The sequence below is a fragment of the Sphingomonas sp. FG14 genome (genome assembly GCF_057809675.1).
Window position 1 is genome coordinate 752,233 of record NZ_JBMDKK010000001.1, and the last position, 19,001, is coordinate 771,233.

Genomic DNA, 19,001 nt, shown 5'->3' on the forward strand with positions numbered 1-19,001 from the left:
CGTCAACGGCTGCTCAGGTGATCGCCGGAAAACAGGCGGATGCCTGTAGCTGGCGCGGGACACCGGGGAACAACATTCCAACGACAGTTTGATAGGGCAGGTCGATATCGACGCGGCGCATGCCGGCCACTGCGTTGCAGGTTTGATTGACGCTCGGCGTGATCGTGGCGGCGGCCAGCGACACGCCCCAATCATTGCCGCGCTGCTGCGCATATTGGATGATACCGGGATTGCTGGCGCATTCGTTCTTGCCCACTGCCATGCAGCGCGCTGTGTTTACCGCCACTTCCTGGATCGCCTGCCGCGTCCATTCCATGCGACCGCCCTCTATCAACAACATGATGAAAGCCAATAGAACGGGTGCCACAAGCGCGAATTCCACCACGCTTGCCCCATGCTTATCCGAGAGCAGTGCAAATCCGCCGCGAAGCCCGATCATTGCAGTCGCACCGTCACCGCCCGACTGATCCTGTCACCTTCAAGGAATCTGTTTGGAACCACGGACGCCGAATAGGAACGACTGGCCTGGACTGTCAGATAAAATCCCGGCTTCGAACCATTGGCGCAGGATCCACCGCAACTGATGTTGGAATAGGTCGAAACCCCCGTGACGCAGGCGCATTGCCGCTCCGACTTGCGTGTGCCGCAGGCCGCAGCGCCGCCGTTGCAAACAACAGATGCCGTGACGCCGTTGCCCGATGCCGCGACATAGGCGGTCAATGGCGCGGTATCGATCACGTCCTGATCACGCATGTTGAACGCCAGAATCGATGCCTGTTGCACCGTTGCCGCAAGCCGGCTTCCCGTCAGCAGATAGACGCCAAAATCGAGTGCGGGCACCAGAGCGAGGAAGATCAGCGTGGACCAGAGGGCGAACTCGACCGCAGCCACACCGCGCTTGTCACGACCGAGGCTTTTTATGTGCAGTCCCTGCTTCACCGGATCAGCCGAATGCTTGTGACGCCATTGCTCCCACTGCCCATGCTGTCGCAATAGGTCGCGGCTGAAGGCCCACTGGCGATCGTGATCGTCCGTGCCGCGACCATGAAGCATCGGCCCGTCGCGGTGACTCCGCCAGTCATATCCAGATCCGAATTGGGCAAATGCAGCATGCCACCAAACTGATTCTGCGAACCTCCGGCCAAGCGGGTCGCCGCGCTGCTCGTCGTTGCGAACAGCAGGTCGGGAATTCCCCATTGCGAATTGATAGGAGCCGTCAGCACCACATTGGTCCCACCCGCCATGTTAAGGGTTCCAGCCAGGATGAAGGAGACGTTGCTGCCCGTGATGTTGCCGCCGGTATTGTTCGTGAACGAGCCGTTGATCGTGTAGGTGCCAGCACCGAAAGTCGAACTGCCCTGCAGCGAAAGATTGCCGTTGATCAGATGGTTGGCGGTCGCCCCGAACGTAATGCCGCTGCCACCGCTGGTGGTGATCGAACCATTCGCACTGAAAGTCCCATCGCCAAAGACGAGGGTACTACCGCCCGACAGATTGATCGCGGTCCCTGATCCGTTGCGGCCTATCGCATAATTGCCGGCCCCCACCGTCATCGAACTGCCGCCACCATCGATCAAGATCGCTCCGTTGACGTCCAGATCACCCGCACCGATCTGGGCCTTCGACCCGCCACTGAGCGTGATCTGCCCGATATGATGCCGCCCCGCACCGATGGTCATCGACGTTCCGCCGCCCAGGGTGATGGGTGCATTGATCGTGACAGCGCCGTCACCGATTATCAGCTTTCCGCCACCGCCCACGGTGACACCACCCGAGACAGTGACCGTCGACGGCCCTTCAATCTTCAACGTCAGGCTCTGCGTATTGAGATTGCGGATATTGTAGGTGCCCGCCGGAAAGGTCCAGACGCCGTTGACAAGCGAAGCACTGCGCCCCTGGAAGGTCATTGTCGTCGGATAATAACCGAGCGTTAGGTCTTCGCCTGTCGGCACGCTCGGCACCTGCGGCGCAGTGAAACTCCCAAGCTTGGCCTGTGCCGCCGCGATTGCCGCATTACCGGCCATTGGATCGGGCGTGCTGTTTGATTGCGTCTTTTGCGTCCCGTTGATCGTACTGCCGCCCTGCACGGCGGCCCCGTTTCCGGACGTCACCGTGTCGGCGGTGATGATGCTGCCACCGGAAACCGTCGTCGCCTTCGAAGCGCTTGTAGCCTTGGCGGTGATACCGGAGCCACCGGTCACGGCGATCGCTGCATTCGAATTGACGCCGCAATTCGGGGCATTGATGCGGGTGCCGCCTGAAAGCTGGATTCCAGTTCCGCTCGGCAACAACGCGATGAAGCAAGCCGGGGTCGTGCTGGCGCTCAGCGGCGCCACAGCTTCCGAGAGGACGGTGAAACTCAGGCTCGTCGAGAATATCCGGGCGAAGTAGAGCGGAATATCGCGGCGAACGACAACGCGAACCGCTGAGTCGACCTCCGCGCTGTAGTTGCTCACCTGCGTGACGGTCACGGCCGATGTCGCGATGCCGTTGGCGTTCGCGATGCTATTCGCCGTCGGCGTGAGGATGGCGTCCTGCTTGTTTTGCGAGAACGCGACGGCCGCAGCCAGCGCGGCGCTGTCCGCGACGGCCTGCGTCGTCACCTTGGCCTGATACCCCTGCCCCAGTTCGATCGAGAGGGCGGCGATGCCGATGACCGATACCAGCGAAAACGCCCCGATGATCGAGACGCCACCGCGCCGATCGCGCAACAAATGATTGAATCCGAGCATCATGACTCGACCGGTGTGATGCTTAACAGTTAACGAAATTTGTGCGTCGCACCAATTTCAGATCAAAATGACCAGACAGGAAACATTTTTTTACAATTACCGCGAGGCGATCCGATCAAATCGGACCGCCCATCGCAAACTTCAATCTTTTCAACGCGATTCCACGCGGCTTAATCGCAAGCCGCCTAGGCGACCTCGAGTTCGAAATCAGCCTCCGCAAGGAATTTCTCGGCATCGAGCGCGGCCATGCAGCCCATGCCGGCCGCCGTGACCGCCTGACGATAGATCTTGTCGGTGACATCACCCGCCGCGAACACGCCCGGAACCGCGGTGCGGCTGGTACCCTTTTCGACCACGAGATACCCTTCATCGAGTTCCAGCTTGCCCTCGAACAACTCGGTCGCCGGCTTGTGGCCGATCGCGACAAAGGCGCCATCGGTCTCGATATGGCTTTTCTCGCCCGTGACCGTATCGACCAGATCGACGCCGACCAGTCCCTCGGGATTGCCCCCACCCACGAAGCGCTCGACTCCCTTGTTCCAGAGGATCTTGATGTTGGGATGCGCGAATAGTCGCTGCTGCAGGATCTTCTCGGCGCGCAAGCTGTCACGGCGATGGATCAGCGTGACGTCGTGGCTGTGATTGGTCAGGTACAGCGCTTCCTCGACAGCGGTGTTGCCGCCGCCGATCACGACCACCTTCTTGCCGCGATAGAAGAAGCCATCGCAGGTGGCACAGGCTGAAACACCCTTGCCCTGCAGCAGATGCTCGCTTTCAAGGCCAAGCCACTTGGCCTGGGCGCCGGTCGCGATCACCAGCGTATCCGCGACATAAACCGCGCCGCCGTCGCCATACAGGCGGAACGGACGCTCGGACAGATCGACATCGACGATCTGGTCATAGACGAAATGGGTGCCGACATGTTCGGCCTGCGCCTGCATCTCCTCCATCAGCCACGGGCCCTGGATGACTTCGCGGAAGCCCGGATAATTCTCGACATCGGTGGTGATGGTGAGCTGGCCGCCCGGCTGCATGCCCTGGACGACGATCGGCGACAGGCCGGCGCGCGCACCGTAGATCGCGGCGGAAAGCCCCGCCGGCCCCGAGCCGAGAATGAGCATGCGGGTGGAATGGGTAGCGGTCATGTCTGAAGAGAATCCCCGATTGATCGGTTTCGGAGATAGGGATTCAGCGGGTGACTCGCAATAAGCCCTCCCCGTCTCCGGGAAGGGCTTTTCGGGTTTAGAAGCGGATGCTGGCGCCGACGCGGATGTCCCGCCCAGCCAGCGGCGCATAGTCCGCCAGGAACGAACTGTGGCGACGCGCCTCGACGTCAAAGATGTTGTTGGCGGCCAGGCGAAGCGACAGGAAACCGTCCGGCCCCTTGGGCCGCCATTCGATGCGGGCGTTGGCCATGGTATAGCCGGGCGTGACAGTCTCGAACGCGGCGATACGATCCTGTTTCGCGACACGCTCCACCTCGATCCGGCCAATGATCGGATCGGATTGATATTCGAGGCCGCCGAGCACGCGGAACGGCGGGATGAACGGCGCCGGCCCCTGCCCGTCGATCTTGACCCGGACATAGTCCATCACCGCGTCGCCGACGATTTTGCCCGTGCCCAGATCCGCCAGCGTCACGTTCGCTTCGGCTTCGAAGCCATATTGACGAGCGCCGGCCGACGAGAAGCCATAGACGGGCAGATCATCTTCGAGTTCACCGGTCGGCGCCTGATAGATGAAGTTGGAAAAGTCGTTATAATAGGCGGAGACCTCGATGCTTGCTCCGCCGAAACGAGCGCGGATCAGTCCCTCGACGCCATTGCTCTTTTCCTTGCCGAAGCTCGGATCGCCGACTTCGAATGCCTGGGTGGCCAGGTGCGGGCCGTTGGCGAACAATTCCTCAGCGGTCGGCGCGCGCTCGCTGTGCGTCAGGTTGACGCCCAGCCGCACCCCTTCGACGATCTCGTACAGGCCGCCAACCGATGCAGTGAAGGTGTTGAAGCTGCGCTGCGCCTCCGGCGTGCCGAGCTGTTCGCTGGCCTTCGCCAATACCTTGCTATGTTCGTAGCGGCCGCCGATTTCAGCGCGGAACTTGCCGAAATCGAAATTCTGCACGGTGAAGACACCACCCTGTTCGGTACTCGTCGGCGGCAGGAAGGCCTCTTCGCCGACCACACGGAAATCGCGGGTCAGGATCTGCGCACCGAACGCGCCGCTCCATGCACCCTGCCGGCGCTGCGAGAATTCCAGGCGCCCCTCGATCCCCTTGTTGTAGAAGCGGGTGGCGATGTCCCCGGTATCCTCGATCTCGAAATGGCGATAATCGCCATGGCCGGCGCGCAGCCGGATCGCGTCGAGGAAGCCAGATGCCGGGGTGACCTCCGCGCGCAGATCAAAGCGATATTGGCGGACGTCGAGCGTCGGCGCCTCCGCCTCGACATCGGGATCGAGCGAGAAACGGATCGGCACGCCATAACGATTGTCCAGCCGCGAGGCCGAAATGCCGATATTGCCTCCAGTGCCGACATAGGCGACGCCGAACGCGGCTTCGGTGGATTTGGTCGCGGTGTTAGGAAGCCTGCCCTTCAGATCGGCGAGTTCGCGGATTTCTGCGTTGGGGGATGCGGCAGCCTCCTCACGCAACGCGCGGCTCAGCAGATATCCGCCGGTGCGCAGATCATCCGACTTTGACCAGCTTCCATCGAAATGCGCGACGAAACCGCCGCCCAGAGAGACATCCGTCGCGGCTGCCGCCCTGCGTTCCTCGGCGGCGCTGCCATAATCGGCATCGGCATGGAAATGCACGCCTTCGTCAGGCACCCGGCGGGGAATGCGATTGTCGACCACGCTCACCACGCCACCGATCGCGGACGATCCGTACAGAAGGGCCGACGGCCCCCGCAGCACCTCGATCCGCTCCGCCGTCAGCGGATTGATCGATACGGCATGATCGACCGACGAGGACGATGCGTCGAAGCTGCCGATCCCGTCGATCAGCACGCGGATGCGGTCGGCCTGCAAGCCGCGCAGGATCGGGCGAGACGCAGCGGGGCCGAAGGATGTGGCGGTAACGCCGGGAAGCTTCGCCAGCGTATCGCCCAGGCTGGTGGCGCGCGATGCGGCGAGATCACTTCCAGAAAGCACCGAGGTGCCCGAAAGAAGATCGTCGCGATTGCGCTGAAGCGCGGTAATCACGATCTCCGGCGCATCGGCATGATCGCCATGCTGCTGATCTTCGTCCGCAGCATACGCGGATACCGAGGTGGTGGCGAGAAGGATGGTGAAAAGGGAAAGCGAGGGTTTCATGACGTCTCCTGAGGAGTCGCGCGCCCTCGTAATGTGATCATATATCATGTCAATCACAAAAAGGACATGACCTCATGCCTTTCGGCGAACCGGCTGCCCTGATCGACGAACGGTTTGGTGCGTGTTCGAGAAACCCGGGGTCGGTGATCAGTAATGGACGGCCAGATAGGCGGCGATCACCTCACCATCCTCGGCCGAGACCGGGGCGCCATAAACCTTGACCATCTTGGTCACCGCCGCATCCCAAAAGGCCTTGCCCTTGCCGCGTGGCTGGGTCTGCACATAGTCGAGCGAATGGCAGGCCGCGCACTGCGCGGCCACCAGATCGGCCCCCGGCCCTGGCGGCAGAACCGCCTCACGCTCTTCGGGCAGCGTGTACGTGACCACTTTCGCGACAGCCGCCCCGGAGGCCAGCAGCGCCAGGGCGCCGGCGATGACGAGCACCCGGCTCATGATGCCTTCACCTTCACCCGTTCGACCACGTTGCGCATATAGCCGGGTGGATTCCAGTGCGGCTCCATCGGCTGCGTCTCCCCGCCCCGGCTGGTCGCCCGCACAAGCAGGACATGATCTCCGGCGGCCAGCGGCAAGGAGGTTCGCCATTCGCGAAAGGCATAACGGCCAAGATCCTCGCCAAGCACAGCCTTGTGCCAGTTCGCGCCACCATCGGCCGAAACCGAGACTTCAGCGATGCCGTCGCCACCGTCAAAGGCGATTCCCTTCAACGCGAGATCGCGCCCTGCGGCGACGACGGCGCCATCGGCATGGCTGGTGATGAAAGAGCGGACGTTGAACCGGCCGATCGGAACGGTCTTGTCGGGCTTGCCACCTGGCGGCACGCAGGCGCAGTCATTGTCGGGAATGCGATAGGCCGTCTTCATCCAATAACCGTCGAACGGCTGGTCGAGCACCATGATTTCGCTCAGATGCTTGACCCAATACGTACCGAAACGGCCGGGCACCACCAGCCGCAACGGAAAGCCATTGAGGAAAGGCAGATCCTCACCGTTCATGCCCCAGGCGAGCATCACCTCGCCATCGCGGGCGTGATCCAGATCGAGAGCCTTCACGAAATCGGCGGTTTCCGGCGTCAACGGATTATCCAACCCGTTGAACGTCACCTGGACCGCGCCGGACTTCACGCCGGCGCGTTCGAGCACCGTCTTGAGCGAGACGCCGCGCCAGCGTGCGCACCCCATCGCGCCATTGCCGAGTTGACCGCCGCCGACGCGCGGTTCCAGGAAACCACGGCTGTTGCCGGAGCATTGATTGACCGCGACGAGTTCGACCGTCGGCATGCGCTTGAGTTCGGCCAGAGAGAGCGACAGCGGCGTGCCGACATGTCCGCCCACCTTCAGACGATACGCGTCGAGATCGATCTCCAAGGGGATATCGGCAAGGTGATAGCGCACAAAAAAGGCGTCGTTTGGCGTGATCACCCCTTCACCGAACACAGAGAACGGTGTTTCCAGTTGCGGCGGACGCGCAGTCAACCCAATCATCGGACGTTTGCCGGGATAGGTGACCAGCGGCCTTTCGCCATTGGCGAAAGGCAAGGTGATGGTTTCGGCCGCCCTTAGTGGGTTTCGCGCATATCCGGCAACGAGAGCACCTGCCGCCCCGAGCATGAGTTGTCGCCGTTCCAGCATCGTCATTCCTCGATATCGTCGCACATTGATAGACCCGCTGGCGCGGCGTCGCTAGCGCTTGCGGCCTTGGTGCCGGATATTCGCCGGACGACCACGACGCTTGATCACGCGCGCCGGGCGTTTGGGCGGAAGCGCCCCCCTCCCTTCCGGCAGTTCGAAGCGCAAGGCGCGATTGACGGGATTGGCCTCCGCCAGCCTCAGCTTCAGCCGCATTCCCGACGAATAGATCGTTTCGCTGTCCTCGCCGGTCAGGCTGTGCGTCGCCTCGTCATAGCGGAAATACTCGCCACCAAGGTCGCGGACAGGCACCAGCCCGTCGCCACCCAGTCCCTCCACCGTCGCGAAGAAGCCGAAATTCTGGACGCCGGTGATCCGCACATCGAGTATCTCGCCCACCTTCTCGCTCAGATATGCGGCAACATAGCGATCGACGGTATCGCGTTCCGCCTCCATCGCACGACGTTCGAGCAGGCTGATATGCTCGCCCGTCCGCTCCATCGTCGCCGCCTCGTCACCGCTGAGCGCACCTTCGCCCAGCCCGTAGGCCGCAACCAGCGCGCGATGGACGACAAGATCGGAATAGCGGCGGATCGGTGAAGTGAAATGCGCGTAGCTGCCCAGGGCCAGCCCGAAATGTCCTTGGTTCATCGGGGCATAATAGGCCTGGGTCTGGGTGCGCAGGATCTGCTCCATCACCTGTGGCTTGTGATCGGATTCACCGACGCGACGAATGACATGATTGAAGGTGTCGGGACGGATGACCTGACCGAGCGCGAATTCGAGACCAAAGGTCTTCAGATATTCCTTGAGCGCCACCAGCTTCTCGCGCGCCGGCGGCTCATGGACGCGGTACATGACCGGGTTTTTTTTCGCCTCCAGCGCCTTCGCGGCCGCGACATTGGCGGCGATCATATAATCCTCGATCAGCTTGTGCGCGTCGAGCCGCTCGCGCGGAGCGACCGACAGGATGCGCCCCTTCTCGTCCAACGCGATCTTGCGTTCGGGGAGATCGAGGTCGAGCGGCGCCCGCTTCTCGCGGGCGGCGTAAAGCGCCTTCCAGCACGCCCAAAGCGGCTGGAGCGTGCCGGTCACCAGCGCCTGGCTCACGCCATGCGTCACCAGATCGGCGGGATCGAGGCTGCACGGCGAGGATGCGAGTTCGACGGCTTCCTCCATCGCCGCGTCGATCGCCGTCTGCGCATTCTCATAAGGAATGTTCGCCGCCAAACGGACGACCGCGCGCGTGAAACGCCAGCCCTTGATCTCGCCCTGCTTCGAGATCGTCAGATGGCAGGCCATGGCCGCGCGATCCTCGCCGGCCTTGAGCGAGCAAACGTCCGTCGAAAGGATTTCGGGAAGCATCGGCACCACCCGATCGGGGAAATAGACGCTGTTGCCGCGCCGTTTCGCCTCGCAATCGAGCGCCGAACCGGGGCGGACATAAAAGCTCACATCGGCGATCGCGACGATCGCCTTCCACCCGCCGGGATTCTTCGGGTCATCGTCGGGCGCCGCCCAGACCGCATCGTCATGGTCGCGCGCGTCGGCGGGATCGATCGCCACGATCGGCAGATGACGCAAATCCTCGCGATTTTTGCCGAGATCGAGCTTCGCGACGCGCTTCGCTTCCTCCAGCACCTCGTCGCCGAACACATGGGGGATGCCCAGCTTGTGAATCGCGATAAGCGAGAAGCTGCGTGATTCGAACGGATCGCCCAGCCGTTGCGTCACGCGCGCGGTTATGCGCGGCGGCCGGCCGGTCTTTTCCGCCAGCACCAGATCGCCGGCCTCGGCATCGCCCGCATCGGACACGGGCATGTCGCGCCGCTCCTTCTTGTCGAGCCCCTTGAGCCACAATCGGCCGCCCTCGTCATGGAGCACGCCCATCATCAGTTCGGAGCCCCTGGCGAGCTGCTTGAGCGGATGCGCGATCCAACCCTTGCCCGCTTCCTCGGTGCGCGCGAGCACGCGGTCGCCAACACCGAGCGCACCCTTGCGGCTCTTTTCCTTGACACGGAGCCGGGGTTCCGGCCCTTCGGCCTCCCAGCGTTCAGGTACCGCCCAGGCCTGCCCATCCTCATCGACATCGACGACGCGCAGCACCGTCACCTTGGGGACGCCGCCCATCTTGTGGAATGCGCGGCCGGGGGCACTGTCGATCAACCCTTCATCGCCCATATCCTTGAGCAACGCCTTGAGCAGGATCTTTTCCTGCCCCTTCAGCCCGAACGCCTTGGTGATCTCGCGCTTGCCGGCGGGCTGAGATGAGTCGGTGATGAATTTGAGAATCTGTTCGCGGCTTGGAAGGCCGCCATGGTTTTTTTGTTTTTTCATGGCTCAGAGATAGAGATTGCAAGACGCAGCGTCACCCCGTCACATGCTACCGGACTGAAAAATGGAACTTATGACAGCGCTGCCAGAAACATGCTTCCGTCTGCGGGCCAGCCCGCTATGCTAAAGCCGATGACCTTGGATCTTCTGATCATCGGCGGCGGGATCAATGGCTGCGCGATCGCGCGCGAAGCCGCGCTCAACGGCCTGTCCGTCCTGCTCGTCGAGAAGGACGATCTGGCCGCCTATACCTCATCCGCGTCGACCAAGCTGATCCATGGCGGGCTGCGTTACCTGGAATATTACGAATTCCGCCTAGTCCGCGAGGCGCTGAAGGAACGCGAACTGCTGCTGAAGGCGGCGCCGCACATCATCCGGCCGATGCATTTCGTGCTGCCGCACGAGAATACCGTCCGCCCATGGCTGCTCGTGCGACTGGGGCTGCTGCTCTACGACTGGATCGGCGGCCGGATCAGCCTGCCGCGCTCGCGCGGCCTTTCATCGAACGACACGGCCTATACCGCGCCGCTCAAGCGCAAGGCGAAAGGCTTCGTCTATTCCGATTGCCGCGTCGACGATGCGCGGCTGACCCTTTTCAATGCGATGGATGCCGCCGATGCCGGCGCGGAGATCGCCACGCGCACCGCGCTGCTCTCCGCCCATCGCGACGGCGAAGGCTGGACGGCGACATTGTCCGACGGGCGGACCGTGCAGGCGCGCGCGCTCGTCAACGCCACGGGTCCATGGGTCGCGCAGACGCTGGACACACTCGGCGCCACCACCCAGGCTCATGTTCGCCTGATCAAGGGCAGCCATATCGTCGTCCCGCGTCTGTTCGACGGCGATCATGCCTATATGCTTCAGCAGCCCGATCGCCGGATCGTCTTCGCCATCCCCTATCTGGGCGACTTCACGATGATCGGCACCACCGATATTCCGGTCGAACGGCCCGAGGATACGCGGATCGACGCGGATGAGCGCGCCTATCTAATCGCCGCCGCCAACCGCTATTTCACGCGGGAGATCGCGGAGGCTGATATCGTTTCGACTTGGTCGGGCGTGCGGCCGCTCTATGACGATGGCGCTTCGGAGAGCAAGGCGGTCACGCGCGACTATGTCCTCGAACTCGATGCCGGGGGCGCACCCTTGCTGTCGGTGTTCGGCGGCAAGATTACCACCGCCCGTCACCTGGCAGAGGATGCGCTCGCGAAACTCGCGCCCGCGATGGGCTTCATGGCTCATCCGGTGACGCGCGCGCGGGTTTTCCCGGGCGGCGCCATCCCCGCCCCGACGCAATTCCTGCGCGAGGTTCAGACACGCTGGCCGTTCCTGGGCGGGCAGCGCGCCGCGCGCATGGCCGCGAGCTACGGCCTGCTGCTCCACGAAATGCTCGCCGCAGTGACGGACCAGGCTGGCATGGGCCGTCACTTCGGCGCCGGCTTCACCGAGATCGAGGCGCGCTGGATGCGCGACCGCGAATGGGCGCGCACCCCGGAAGATTGCCTGATGCGGCGAAGCAAGATCGGCCTGCATATGACCGATCAGGAAAGAGACGCGTTTACAATATTTTGGGAAAACAGCGTTAAGACTCGTTAACGCCTTCTCCGCTAGCGTCATGATCCCAGCAAGATCGATGAGGCACCGGCATGAACACCGCGGAAGCAATCGTTATCTTCACCACGCTGATCGTTGCGGCGACCTTTCTTTTCCTCTGGATGCGCCGCGACCGTGGCGCGGATCCTGAGAATAACATCTCCTGACCGGATGTGATCCATCGTCCCCGGCTTTTTTTGCCGGGGACGACATGATCGCCGTCAGAACCTCAGGCGCACACCCGCATAAAAGCGGCGACCATAGGGATCGTAGACATCGGCGGTCTCGACGCCCGTCACGCTCGACGCGAAGCCGGCGGGAATGAGCGGCGGATTGCGATCGAACAGGTTGTTGACGCCAAGATAGGCCTCGTAATTCCGCTTCTCGCCGATCGCGTAGCGGAGTTGCACGTCATGATAGAAGACGTCGCCCACATGGTTCAGACCCTCAAGATACGCCTTGTCCGCGCCGCTTGCGACATAGCCTAGCCGGTCCTGGATCTTGCCCAGATAGGTGACCTGCCAGCTCGCGGTCAGCCCGCCAGAGCGATAGGCAAGGCGCGCGCTCGCCTTGTTCTTGAAGCCCGTGCCCAGCCGGCCTGCCGCATAGAGCTGCCCCAGATTCTCCTCGATAGGCCCGCCGGCGAATGACTGCTTCTCCAGCGCCAGCAAGCGCGTGTAGAGCAGGTTGACGCTGATATTGTCGTCCTCGGCTAGGCCCAATGGACGACTGTAGTTCAGGTTGAAGTCCAGCCCGCACGTCTTGATGCTGGCGACATTCATCAGCGTGGTCGACATGGTGTAGAGCTTGCCGGTCGGGAAGCGCTGGATCTGGCTGCAATAGACCGGATCGCCCGTCTCGACGCACCGGTTGACCAGGATCTGCGCGGGCAGCGAGCCCACCGCGCCATCGATCTTGATGTCGAAATAATCGACCGACAGGCTGAAACCCGGCAATGCGCGCGGCGTCAGCACCGCGCCCACGGTCAGGGTCTTGGCGGTTTCCTCGCGCAGATTGGGATTGCCGCCTTCGGTGATGCCCATCCAGTTGAGATCGAACGAGGTATAGGTGAATGCGCCGCCATTCGCCGCCGCTTCCTGCAGCAGCCCCGGGATAGCGCGGCAAGTCGCATCCTGCGGGCGGGTACTGGTAGCAGTCGTACCGGCGCAGGGATCGATGACCGTCGCGCCGCTCGCCCCGCCCGTGATGCTCGCGTAAAGCTCCGCGACATTGGGCGCGCGGTTGGCCTCGGCATAGTTGGCGCGGAAGCGAAGCCCCCGGATCGGCGCATATTCGACGCCGGCGTTCCAGCTCAGCACCGTGCCCACGGTCGAATAATCCGAATAGCGCGCGGCTGCGGTGACACCCAGATATTCGAAGACCGGGCGGTCCGCGAGGATCGGCACATTGATTTCGCCGAACACTTCCTTGACGTCGAACTGGCCGACAAGATCGTCATAGCGAGTGCCGGTGCCGTCGCCGCGATTGGTGATCGGATCCCAGTCGGTCGAGCTTTTCTCCTTCCGATATTCGGCGCCAAGCGCGACGCCGAGATCGCCGGCAGGTAAGGTCAGCAGGCTGCCGGTCAAGCTGGCCGAGACGACATGCTGGGTGTTCTTGATGTGCGCATAGCGCGGCACCGTCACATAATCGGCGCCCGGCTGCGTCACCGTGTTGAACCCGAACAGGTTGATCGGCACACAGCCTGCCGCGCGCGCGGCGGGATCGCGGCAGACGATCTGCTTGGTCAGGGGATCCACGATCGAATCGAGCGCCGCGCGGTAACGCGGTGCGTCAATATCCTGCGTGGTCGTGCTGTCCTTCATACTGCCGAAGACGTAGGAGAGTTCGTATTTCCAGTTGTTGGCGAAGGATCCGCGAAGGCCGGCGGCAACGCGCCAGGTATCGCGCTCATTCTCGTTGCTCCGATTATAGACCTCGTTCTGACGGCGGCGGAACTGGATCGCCTTGATGTCGTTCGCTGGATCGGCATCCGCATTGCGCGACGCAATCAAGGTCTGGATCGACGCCGGGATATAGGCGTTGGTGATCGGCATGCCGAGCTCGCCATTTTTGTAGATGAAGCTCCAGTCGAACGAATAGGCTTCAAGCAGCGCCGACGACTTGACCTTGCCATAGGTCGGCTCGACGAATGCCGTGACCTTGTCCGCGATTTCATAGGTCAGGTTCGCGGAAGCGATGTAGCGCTCCACGGGCAGCGAGATGCGACGATCCCAGTTGCGGTTGTAGGCGAGAGACTGCGGAAACCCCATGACGAGCGCATTGCTCTGGTCGAAGGTGAAGACCTGGGCGCTGCCCGTTGCCGTGCGCAGGTCGAAACGCCCTTGCGGCGCGTAGGAGCTGTATGCCGGCACACCGACAAGCGCTAGCGAACGGTCCTCGCGCGAGATCGCGCGGTTCCTGGACAGCAACCCCTTGTCCGATTCATGCGTGAAATTGAGCGCGATGCGACCGCGATCGTCGGCCCCCCAACTCGTTCCTCCGGTGACGCTCACGAGATAGCGCGGATTGTCGCCGCGCGAGGTAAGGCCATATTCGGCGCGGGCGGTGATGCCGTCGATCTTGTCCTTAAGCACGAAGTTGACGACGCCCGCGACCGCGTCTGAACCGTAAATGGCGGAGGTGCCGCCCGTCACGACCTCGACGCGCTCGACGAAATCGGTCGGAATGTTGTTCAGATCGACCGCCGACGTGCCCGAGAACCCTGCGACGAAACGGCGTCCGTTGACCAGCACGAGCGTGCGGCTGGGGCCTAGGTTGCGCAGGTCGACCGAAGCTGCGCCATTGCCCGTGGCCGAGAAGTTCGAATTCGAGCGCGTCGTGCCGATGCCGACCTGCGGCATCTCGCGCAGTACGTCTTGGATATTCGACGCACCGTCCTGTTCCAGTGCGGCGGAATTGATCACGGCGATCGGGATATTGGCATCGATGTCGGGCCGCGCGATGCGCGATCCCGTCACCACGATGGCGTCAGCGGATTCCGCGGTATCGGTGGCGCCGACATCGCTCTGCGCGAGCAGCGGGCTCGCCAAGCCGATCGCGACGACCGCCGCCGCGCCATTCGCCAACAACCTGGCCTTGATCAGTTTCGTACGCATAGTCTGAAGTCCCCTTTATTGACCGAGGCGGCGCGCAGCAGGGCTTCCGTCCCGCGCATGCGCACGGAGCCGCCCTCCCCGAAGCTGCCGCCCGGAGCGTTGCAATTCAGATCAGAAGTCGCCCGCGACCGGACGATTGTTTTCCCGTGGAGGCAGACGATCATGCCGGATCGCCGGACGCCCCGGATTTCCTTCAGCTTCAGCGTCTTCGATGCCGCAAGGTGCGCCCACCTGGCCCGAAGATGCTCCAGAAATCACTCTCCGACATGCGTGGTTGACCCACCTCTTCAGCTTGGACTCGTCATCTCGATTGCATGCGGCGCAGAACCTTTCCGTAACGCCCCACGCTCGTTGCCCCATTCTCTCGCGCTACCCGGCCGTTCACGATGACGACATCGAAGCCCTGAGCGAGTTCATAGGGTTTCAGATAATCCGATTTCGCGCGCACCTTGGCGGGATCGAACAGCAGCAGATCGGCCTTGGCCCCCACGCGCACGATACCGCGATCGCCGAAACCCATCGCGGCGGCAGGCAGGCTGCTGCTCTTGCGCACCGCTTCCTGCAGGGTCAGCGCCTTGGTGCCCTCCACATAATGCTCGATCAGCCGGGCATAGGTGCCGGTGCCGCGCGGATGACGGATCGACGGCCCTCCATCGGTCGAGATCGCGGTCAGCGGGCTGGCGACCAGAAGGTCCTGGACGTCCTCATCCATGATGAAATGCGCGCCATGGGCACCGTCCGGGCCGAGATCCAGCAACACCTCTTCGAACGGTTTGCCGCGTTCGGCGGAGACATCGGCCAGGGTCTTGCCCGCAATCGGCGCGGATCCGAACAACAGCGCCCCCGGCCCGCCCCGCTTGGTCATCCGTGCCTTCAAATAGGTGAGAAGCTCCGCCCGGCGCGTCTTCACCACCTGCTTGTAATTGGCGGGCGAAAGCGCCCATTCGGGAAAGATCAGGCCCAGCCCGCCATAGCCGGCGGTATAGGGATAGACGTCCGCCGAAAGCCGCGCGCCGGCACGCTGCTTTTCTTCGATGAAGGACAGCAGGCGATGCGCGGTTTCAGGCCCCTTGCCGAAGACGATCTTGAGATGCGACGCCTGGATGCGGGCATTGGCACCATAATCGACCAATTCCTGGACGGCGCCTTCGACCTGTCCATCATCCTCGGTCCGCATATGGCTGATGATCACGCCATCAGCATCGGCGACGAGCTTCGCGAGCGGCACCAGTTCGGCGGTTTCGGCATAACGGCCTGGCACATATTCAAGGCCCGTCGACAGGCCGAAACTGCCCGCGCTCAATTCGTCGGCGAGTATGGCGTTTATGCGGACCTGCTGTTCCGCCGTCAGGCCCCGCGCGGAGTCGGGGATATCCGCCAGATGCCGGATCGTCCCGTGCCCCGTCAGCACTGCGACGTTGAGTTGGACGCCCTTGGCTTCAACCTTGCGCAGCCACTGGCCGAGATCGCGTTCTGGCGACGAAGGCGCATCGCTCCTGGTAATGTTCGCGCTGCGGCCGTCCTGCCCGAGGATCACGGTGGTCACGCCCATCGCCAGGAAGCCGTCGAGCGAATCCGTCAGCGGATTGGCATGGGTATGTGTGTCGATGAAACCCGGCGAAACCGTCCGTCCGGCCGCAGCGATCGTCCGATCCGCCGTGGCCGCTCCCTTCGGCACATCGCCGATAAAGGCGATCCTGTCGCCTTCCACAAGGATATCGGCCTGCACCGGCGCCGCGCCGGTCCCGTCGACCAGCATCGCATCCTCGATCAACAGGTCGAAACTGCCGCCCGCATCCCTGATCGCGGATGCGAGATCCTGAGCCATCAGGGCGGACGGCGCGGCCGTCAGCAGCGCAAGGATCAGTTTCATGGGCAGGTGGCCTTTGTCAGGGGGAATTCGTCGGCATAGGCGAACAGCGCTGGCGTTCCCCCGGTGTGGATGAACACGACGTCACCGCCGAGCGTGCCGCGACCGAGAAGATCCAGAAGGCCCGCCATGGCTTTCGCGGTGTAGACCGGATCGAGCAGCAACCCCTGGCTGGCGGCAAGCATCCGCAGGGCGTCGTTCGCCTCCACCGTCGGGATGGCGTAGCCCGGTCCCGTATAGTCATCGAGAACAACGATATCCGCGTCCGGAACAACGCTGGACGGCGCGCCGCAGAGAGCCAGCATGGCATCGGCGACGGTACGCACCTTGCCGAACTTGATCTCCTTCGGCTCGCTCACCGAAATGCCGATGACGGGTATCGCCGATCCCAGCAGGCGCAGGCCGGCGAGCAGTCCGGCATGGGTGCCGCCGCTGCCCGTCGCGAGCACGATCGCCGACGGGGAAATCGCCTGCGCCTGGAACTGCGCCAGAAGCTCGCGTGCGCATTCAGCATAGCCGAGCGAACCGATCGCGTCGGAGACGCCGAGCGTCACCACATAGGGTTTTTCGCCGCGCGCCGTCGCTTCGCCCACCAGCCGATCGATCCCCGCCATGGTGGCGTCTCCATCATCGGCGACGAAATGCAGATGCGCACCGAACAGGCTGTGGAGCAGCAGATTGCCGGAGGCGCGATATGCCTCCGTCTCTCGCCCCGCAGCATCGGAGATGACGACCTCGCAGCGCAGCCCGAACCGCGCGGCGGCGGCGGCCGTCTGCCGAACATGGTTGGATTGCCACGCGCCGCTGGTGATCAGCGTGTCCACCCCCATCGCCAGCGCATGGCCGATGGCGAATTCAAGCTTGCGCGTCTTGTTGCCGCCAAAACCAAGTCCAGTGCAATCGTCACGCTTCACGAACAGCCGCGCGTCATGAGGGCTGCCGGTCGAAATGTGCAAAGGTTCGAGCGGCGTCGGCAGATGTGCCAACGGTGCCCGAGGAAAGGCCGAAAAATCCATTGTCATGCAGCCTCTCGAACGCGCTGGAAATAGGCACGCGTCTCCGCCGTCACTTTGCGCGACAGCAGGACGCCCGAAACCATTGTGGGAACCGCCATCAGCGCGAACATGATGTCGATGAAGCCGACGATCAGTGCTGTCGTCGATGCGGCGCCGACCACGATGCTGGCGATATAGATGCCGTTATAGGCCCCCTTCACCCGCGCCCCGAACAGGAAGGAGAAGCACTTCATTCCAAAATAGGAATAGCTGAACAGCGTTGCGAGGCCGAAAGCGAGGATGCAGATCAGCAGCAGCCCACCGCCGAACGCCGGATAGGTGTCGCTGAACGCGCGCGCCGTCATCAGCACGCCGTTTAGCCCCTCCACTTTCCATGCATCGGTCACCAGGATCGCCAGGCCGGTCAGCGTGCAGACGACAAGCGTGTCGACAACCGGTGAAAGCATGGCGACCAGCCCTTCATGAACGGGCTCGGACGTCTTGGCTGCCCCATAGGCCAGGGCGGCTGTGCCGATGCCGGCTTCATTGGAAAAGGACGCACGCCGTGCGCCGAGAACGATCAGTCCCCCAAGAGCCCCGCCGAACATCGCCTCGCCCTCATAATAGTCGGCGCTGAAGGCGTCGGTGACGATCAGCGAAAAATAATGGGGCACGACATCGGCATGCATGATCAATATGCCGAGAACCGCCAGGAAATAGACGCCGACCATCGCGGGAACGAGTGCAGCCGCGACCTGGCTGATCCTTCCGAGCCCGCCGAAGATCACCACCGCCGCCATCCCGGCGAGCACCATTCCGATCACGAGATCGCCGCTGGCGCCCATCGTGATGCCTGCGGGCTCCAGCCCGAGAACCTGGATCGCCTGGGTCAGTTGATTCGCGTTGAAGATCGGCAAACAACCGAACATGCCCGTCACGCAGAACAATGCGGCAAGCGGCCACCAGCGCCGTCCCAGCCCTTCGGTGATCACATACATTGGCCCGCCTTGCAGTTCGCCAAGCGAGTCCCGGCCCCGGTACATCACCGCCAGCGTGCAGGTGAAATAATTGGTCGCCATGCCGACGATCGCCGACACCCACATCCAGAAGATCGTGCCTGGCCCGCCCATCGCGATGGCGACCGCCACGCCCGATACGCTGCCCATGCCGATCGTCGCCGCCAATGTGATCGACAGCGCGTGATAATGATTGATCTGCCCCGGATCGTCGGCGCGGTCGTAGCGCCCGCTAAGCACGCGCAACGACTGCCCGACATGCCGGAACGGCAACAGGCGCGAGACCAGCAGAAAATAGAGACCGCCGCCTGTCAACAATATCAGGAGTGGAAGATCCCACACCCATTCCGCCAAGGCGGCTACCTGACGTTCAAGCGCAAGCAGCAT

At 62.9% G+C, this 19,001-nt stretch carries 13 protein-coding genes; 1 reads left to right on the forward strand and 12 read right to left on the reverse strand.

Annotation, left to right across the window (positions count from 1 at the left end; translation table 11 throughout):
• Positions 1 to 13: 13 nt before the first annotated feature.
• The 8 genes from ACODTA_RS03480 to ACODTA_RS03515 form a co-directional block, all read right to left on the reverse strand.
• Positions 14 to 439: a TadE/TadG family type IV pilus assembly protein gene (locus tag ACODTA_RS03480; RefSeq protein ID WP_489064408.1), complete on the reverse strand. Its 426-nt coding sequence runs from the start codon at positions 437 to 439 to the stop codon at positions 14 to 16.
• Positions 436 to 939 carry a TadE/TadG family type IV pilus assembly protein gene (locus ACODTA_RS03485; protein ID WP_489064409.1) on the reverse strand — a complete coding sequence of 168 codons (504 nt, stop codon included), beginning with the start codon at positions 937 to 939 and terminating at the stop codon, positions 436 to 438. Before ACODTA_RS03485 ends, ACODTA_RS03480 begins: the two co-directional genes overlap by 4 nt.
• On the reverse strand, positions 936 to 2,714 hold the full coding sequence (locus ACODTA_RS03490; RefSeq protein WP_489064410.1) for a hypothetical protein: 1,779 nt from the start codon (positions 2,712 to 2,714) through the stop codon (positions 936 to 938). Before ACODTA_RS03490 ends, ACODTA_RS03485 begins: the two co-directional genes overlap by 4 nt.
• Before the next feature lie 203 nt (positions 2,715 to 2,917).
• On the reverse strand, positions 2,918 to 3,877 hold the full coding sequence (trxB, locus tag ACODTA_RS03495; RefSeq protein ID WP_489064411.1) for a thioredoxin-disulfide reductase: 960 nt from the start codon (positions 3,875 to 3,877) through the stop codon (positions 2,918 to 2,920).
• Positions 3,878 to 3,974: 97 nt separating this feature from the next.
• Positions 3,975 to 6,041, reverse strand: a complete 2,067-nt coding sequence (locus tag ACODTA_RS03500; protein ID WP_489064412.1) for a TonB-dependent receptor — start codon at positions 6,039 to 6,041, stop codon at positions 3,975 to 3,977.
• A 147-nt stretch (positions 6,042 to 6,188) separates the two neighbouring features.
• Complete coding sequence (gene sorB, locus ACODTA_RS03505) at positions 6,189 to 6,494, reverse strand: SorB family sulfite dehydrogenase c-type cytochrome subunit (protein ID WP_489064413.1); 306 nt, start codon at positions 6,492 to 6,494, stop codon at positions 6,189 to 6,191.
• Positions 6,491 to 7,696: a SorA family sulfite dehydrogenase catalytic subunit gene (gene sorA / locus ACODTA_RS03510; protein WP_489064414.1), complete on the reverse strand. Its 1,206-nt coding sequence runs from the start codon at positions 7,694 to 7,696 to the stop codon at positions 6,491 to 6,493. The genes sorB and sorA overlap by 4 nt, the downstream gene beginning before the upstream one ends.
• A 45-nt stretch (positions 7,697 to 7,741) precedes the next feature.
• Positions 7,742 to 10,024 carry a ribonuclease R family protein gene (locus ACODTA_RS03515; RefSeq protein WP_489064415.1) on the reverse strand — a complete coding sequence of 761 codons (2,283 nt, stop codon included), beginning with the start codon at positions 10,022 to 10,024 and terminating at the stop codon, positions 7,742 to 7,744.
• Between the two features lie 129 nt (positions 10,025 to 10,153).
• Between ACODTA_RS03515 and glpD the strand changes: the two genes are divergently transcribed.
• Positions 10,154 to 11,617, forward strand: a complete 1,464-nt coding sequence (gene glpD, locus ACODTA_RS03520; protein ID WP_489064416.1) for a glycerol-3-phosphate dehydrogenase — start codon at positions 10,154 to 10,156, stop codon at positions 11,615 to 11,617.
• 218 nt (positions 11,618 to 11,835) lie between these two features.
• On the opposite strand, the gene ACODTA_RS03525 is transcribed toward glpD, so the two are convergent.
• The 4 genes from ACODTA_RS03525 to ACODTA_RS03540 form a co-directional block, all read right to left on the reverse strand.
• On the reverse strand, positions 11,836 to 14,733 hold the full coding sequence (locus ACODTA_RS03525; protein ID WP_489064417.1) for a TonB-dependent receptor domain-containing protein: 2,898 nt from the start codon (positions 14,731 to 14,733) through the stop codon (positions 11,836 to 11,838).
• A gap of 301 nt (positions 14,734 to 15,034) precedes the next feature.
• Positions 15,035 to 16,606, reverse strand: coding sequence for an N-acyl-D-amino-acid deacylase family protein (locus ACODTA_RS03530; RefSeq protein ID WP_489064418.1), 1,572 nt, complete (start codon positions 16,604 to 16,606; stop codon positions 15,035 to 15,037).
• A complete protein-coding gene (locus tag ACODTA_RS03535; RefSeq protein ID WP_489064419.1) occupies positions 16,603 to 17,589 on the reverse strand; it encodes a D-cysteine desulfhydrase family protein in 987 nt (328 codons plus the stop codon). The genes ACODTA_RS03530 and ACODTA_RS03535 overlap by 4 nt, the downstream gene beginning before the upstream one ends.
• 32 nt (positions 17,590 to 17,621) lie before the next feature.
• A complete protein-coding gene (locus ACODTA_RS03540) occupies positions 17,622 to 19,001 on the reverse strand; it encodes an alanine/glycine:cation symporter family protein (protein WP_489064420.1) in 1,380 nt (459 codons plus the stop codon).

What these genes read in the sequence shown, in the direction of transcription:
- glpD (WP_489064416.1), top strand. Translation starts at nt 10,154, where the DNA reads ATGACCTTGGATCTTCTGATCATCGGCGGCGGGATCAATGGCTGCGCG.
- sorA (WP_489064414.1), bottom strand. Translation starts at nt 7,696, where the DNA reads ATGACGATGCTGGAACGGCGACAACTCATGCTCGGGGCGGCAGGTGCT.
- ACODTA_RS03480 (WP_489064408.1), bottom strand. Translation starts at nt 439, where the DNA reads ATGATCGGGCTTCGCGGCGGATTTGCACTGCTCTCGGATAAGCATGGG.
- ACODTA_RS03530 (WP_489064418.1), bottom strand. Translation starts at nt 16,606, where the DNA reads ATGAAACTGATCCTTGCGCTGCTGACGGCCGCGCCGTCCGCCCTGATG.
- ACODTA_RS03540 (WP_489064420.1), bottom strand. Translation starts at nt 19,001, where the DNA reads ATGCTGCTTGCGCTTGAACGTCAGGTAGCCGCCTTGGCGGAATGGGTG.
- trxB (WP_489064411.1), bottom strand. Translation starts at nt 3,877, where the DNA reads ATGACCGCTACCCATTCCACCCGCATGCTCATTCTCGGCTCGGGGCCG.
- ACODTA_RS03515 (WP_489064415.1), bottom strand. Translation starts at nt 10,024, where the DNA reads ATGAAAAAACAAAAAAACCATGGCGGCCTTCCAAGCCGCGAACAGATT.
- sorB (WP_489064413.1), bottom strand. Translation starts at nt 6,494, where the DNA reads ATGAGCCGGGTGCTCGTCATCGCCGGCGCCCTGGCGCTGCTGGCCTCC.
- ACODTA_RS03500 (WP_489064412.1), bottom strand. Translation starts at nt 6,041, where the DNA reads ATGAAACCCTCGCTTTCCCTTTTCACCATCCTTCTCGCCACCACCTCG.
- ACODTA_RS03525 (WP_489064417.1), bottom strand. Translation starts at nt 14,733, where the DNA reads ATGCGTACGAAACTGATCAAGGCCAGGTTGTTGGCGAATGGCGCGGCG.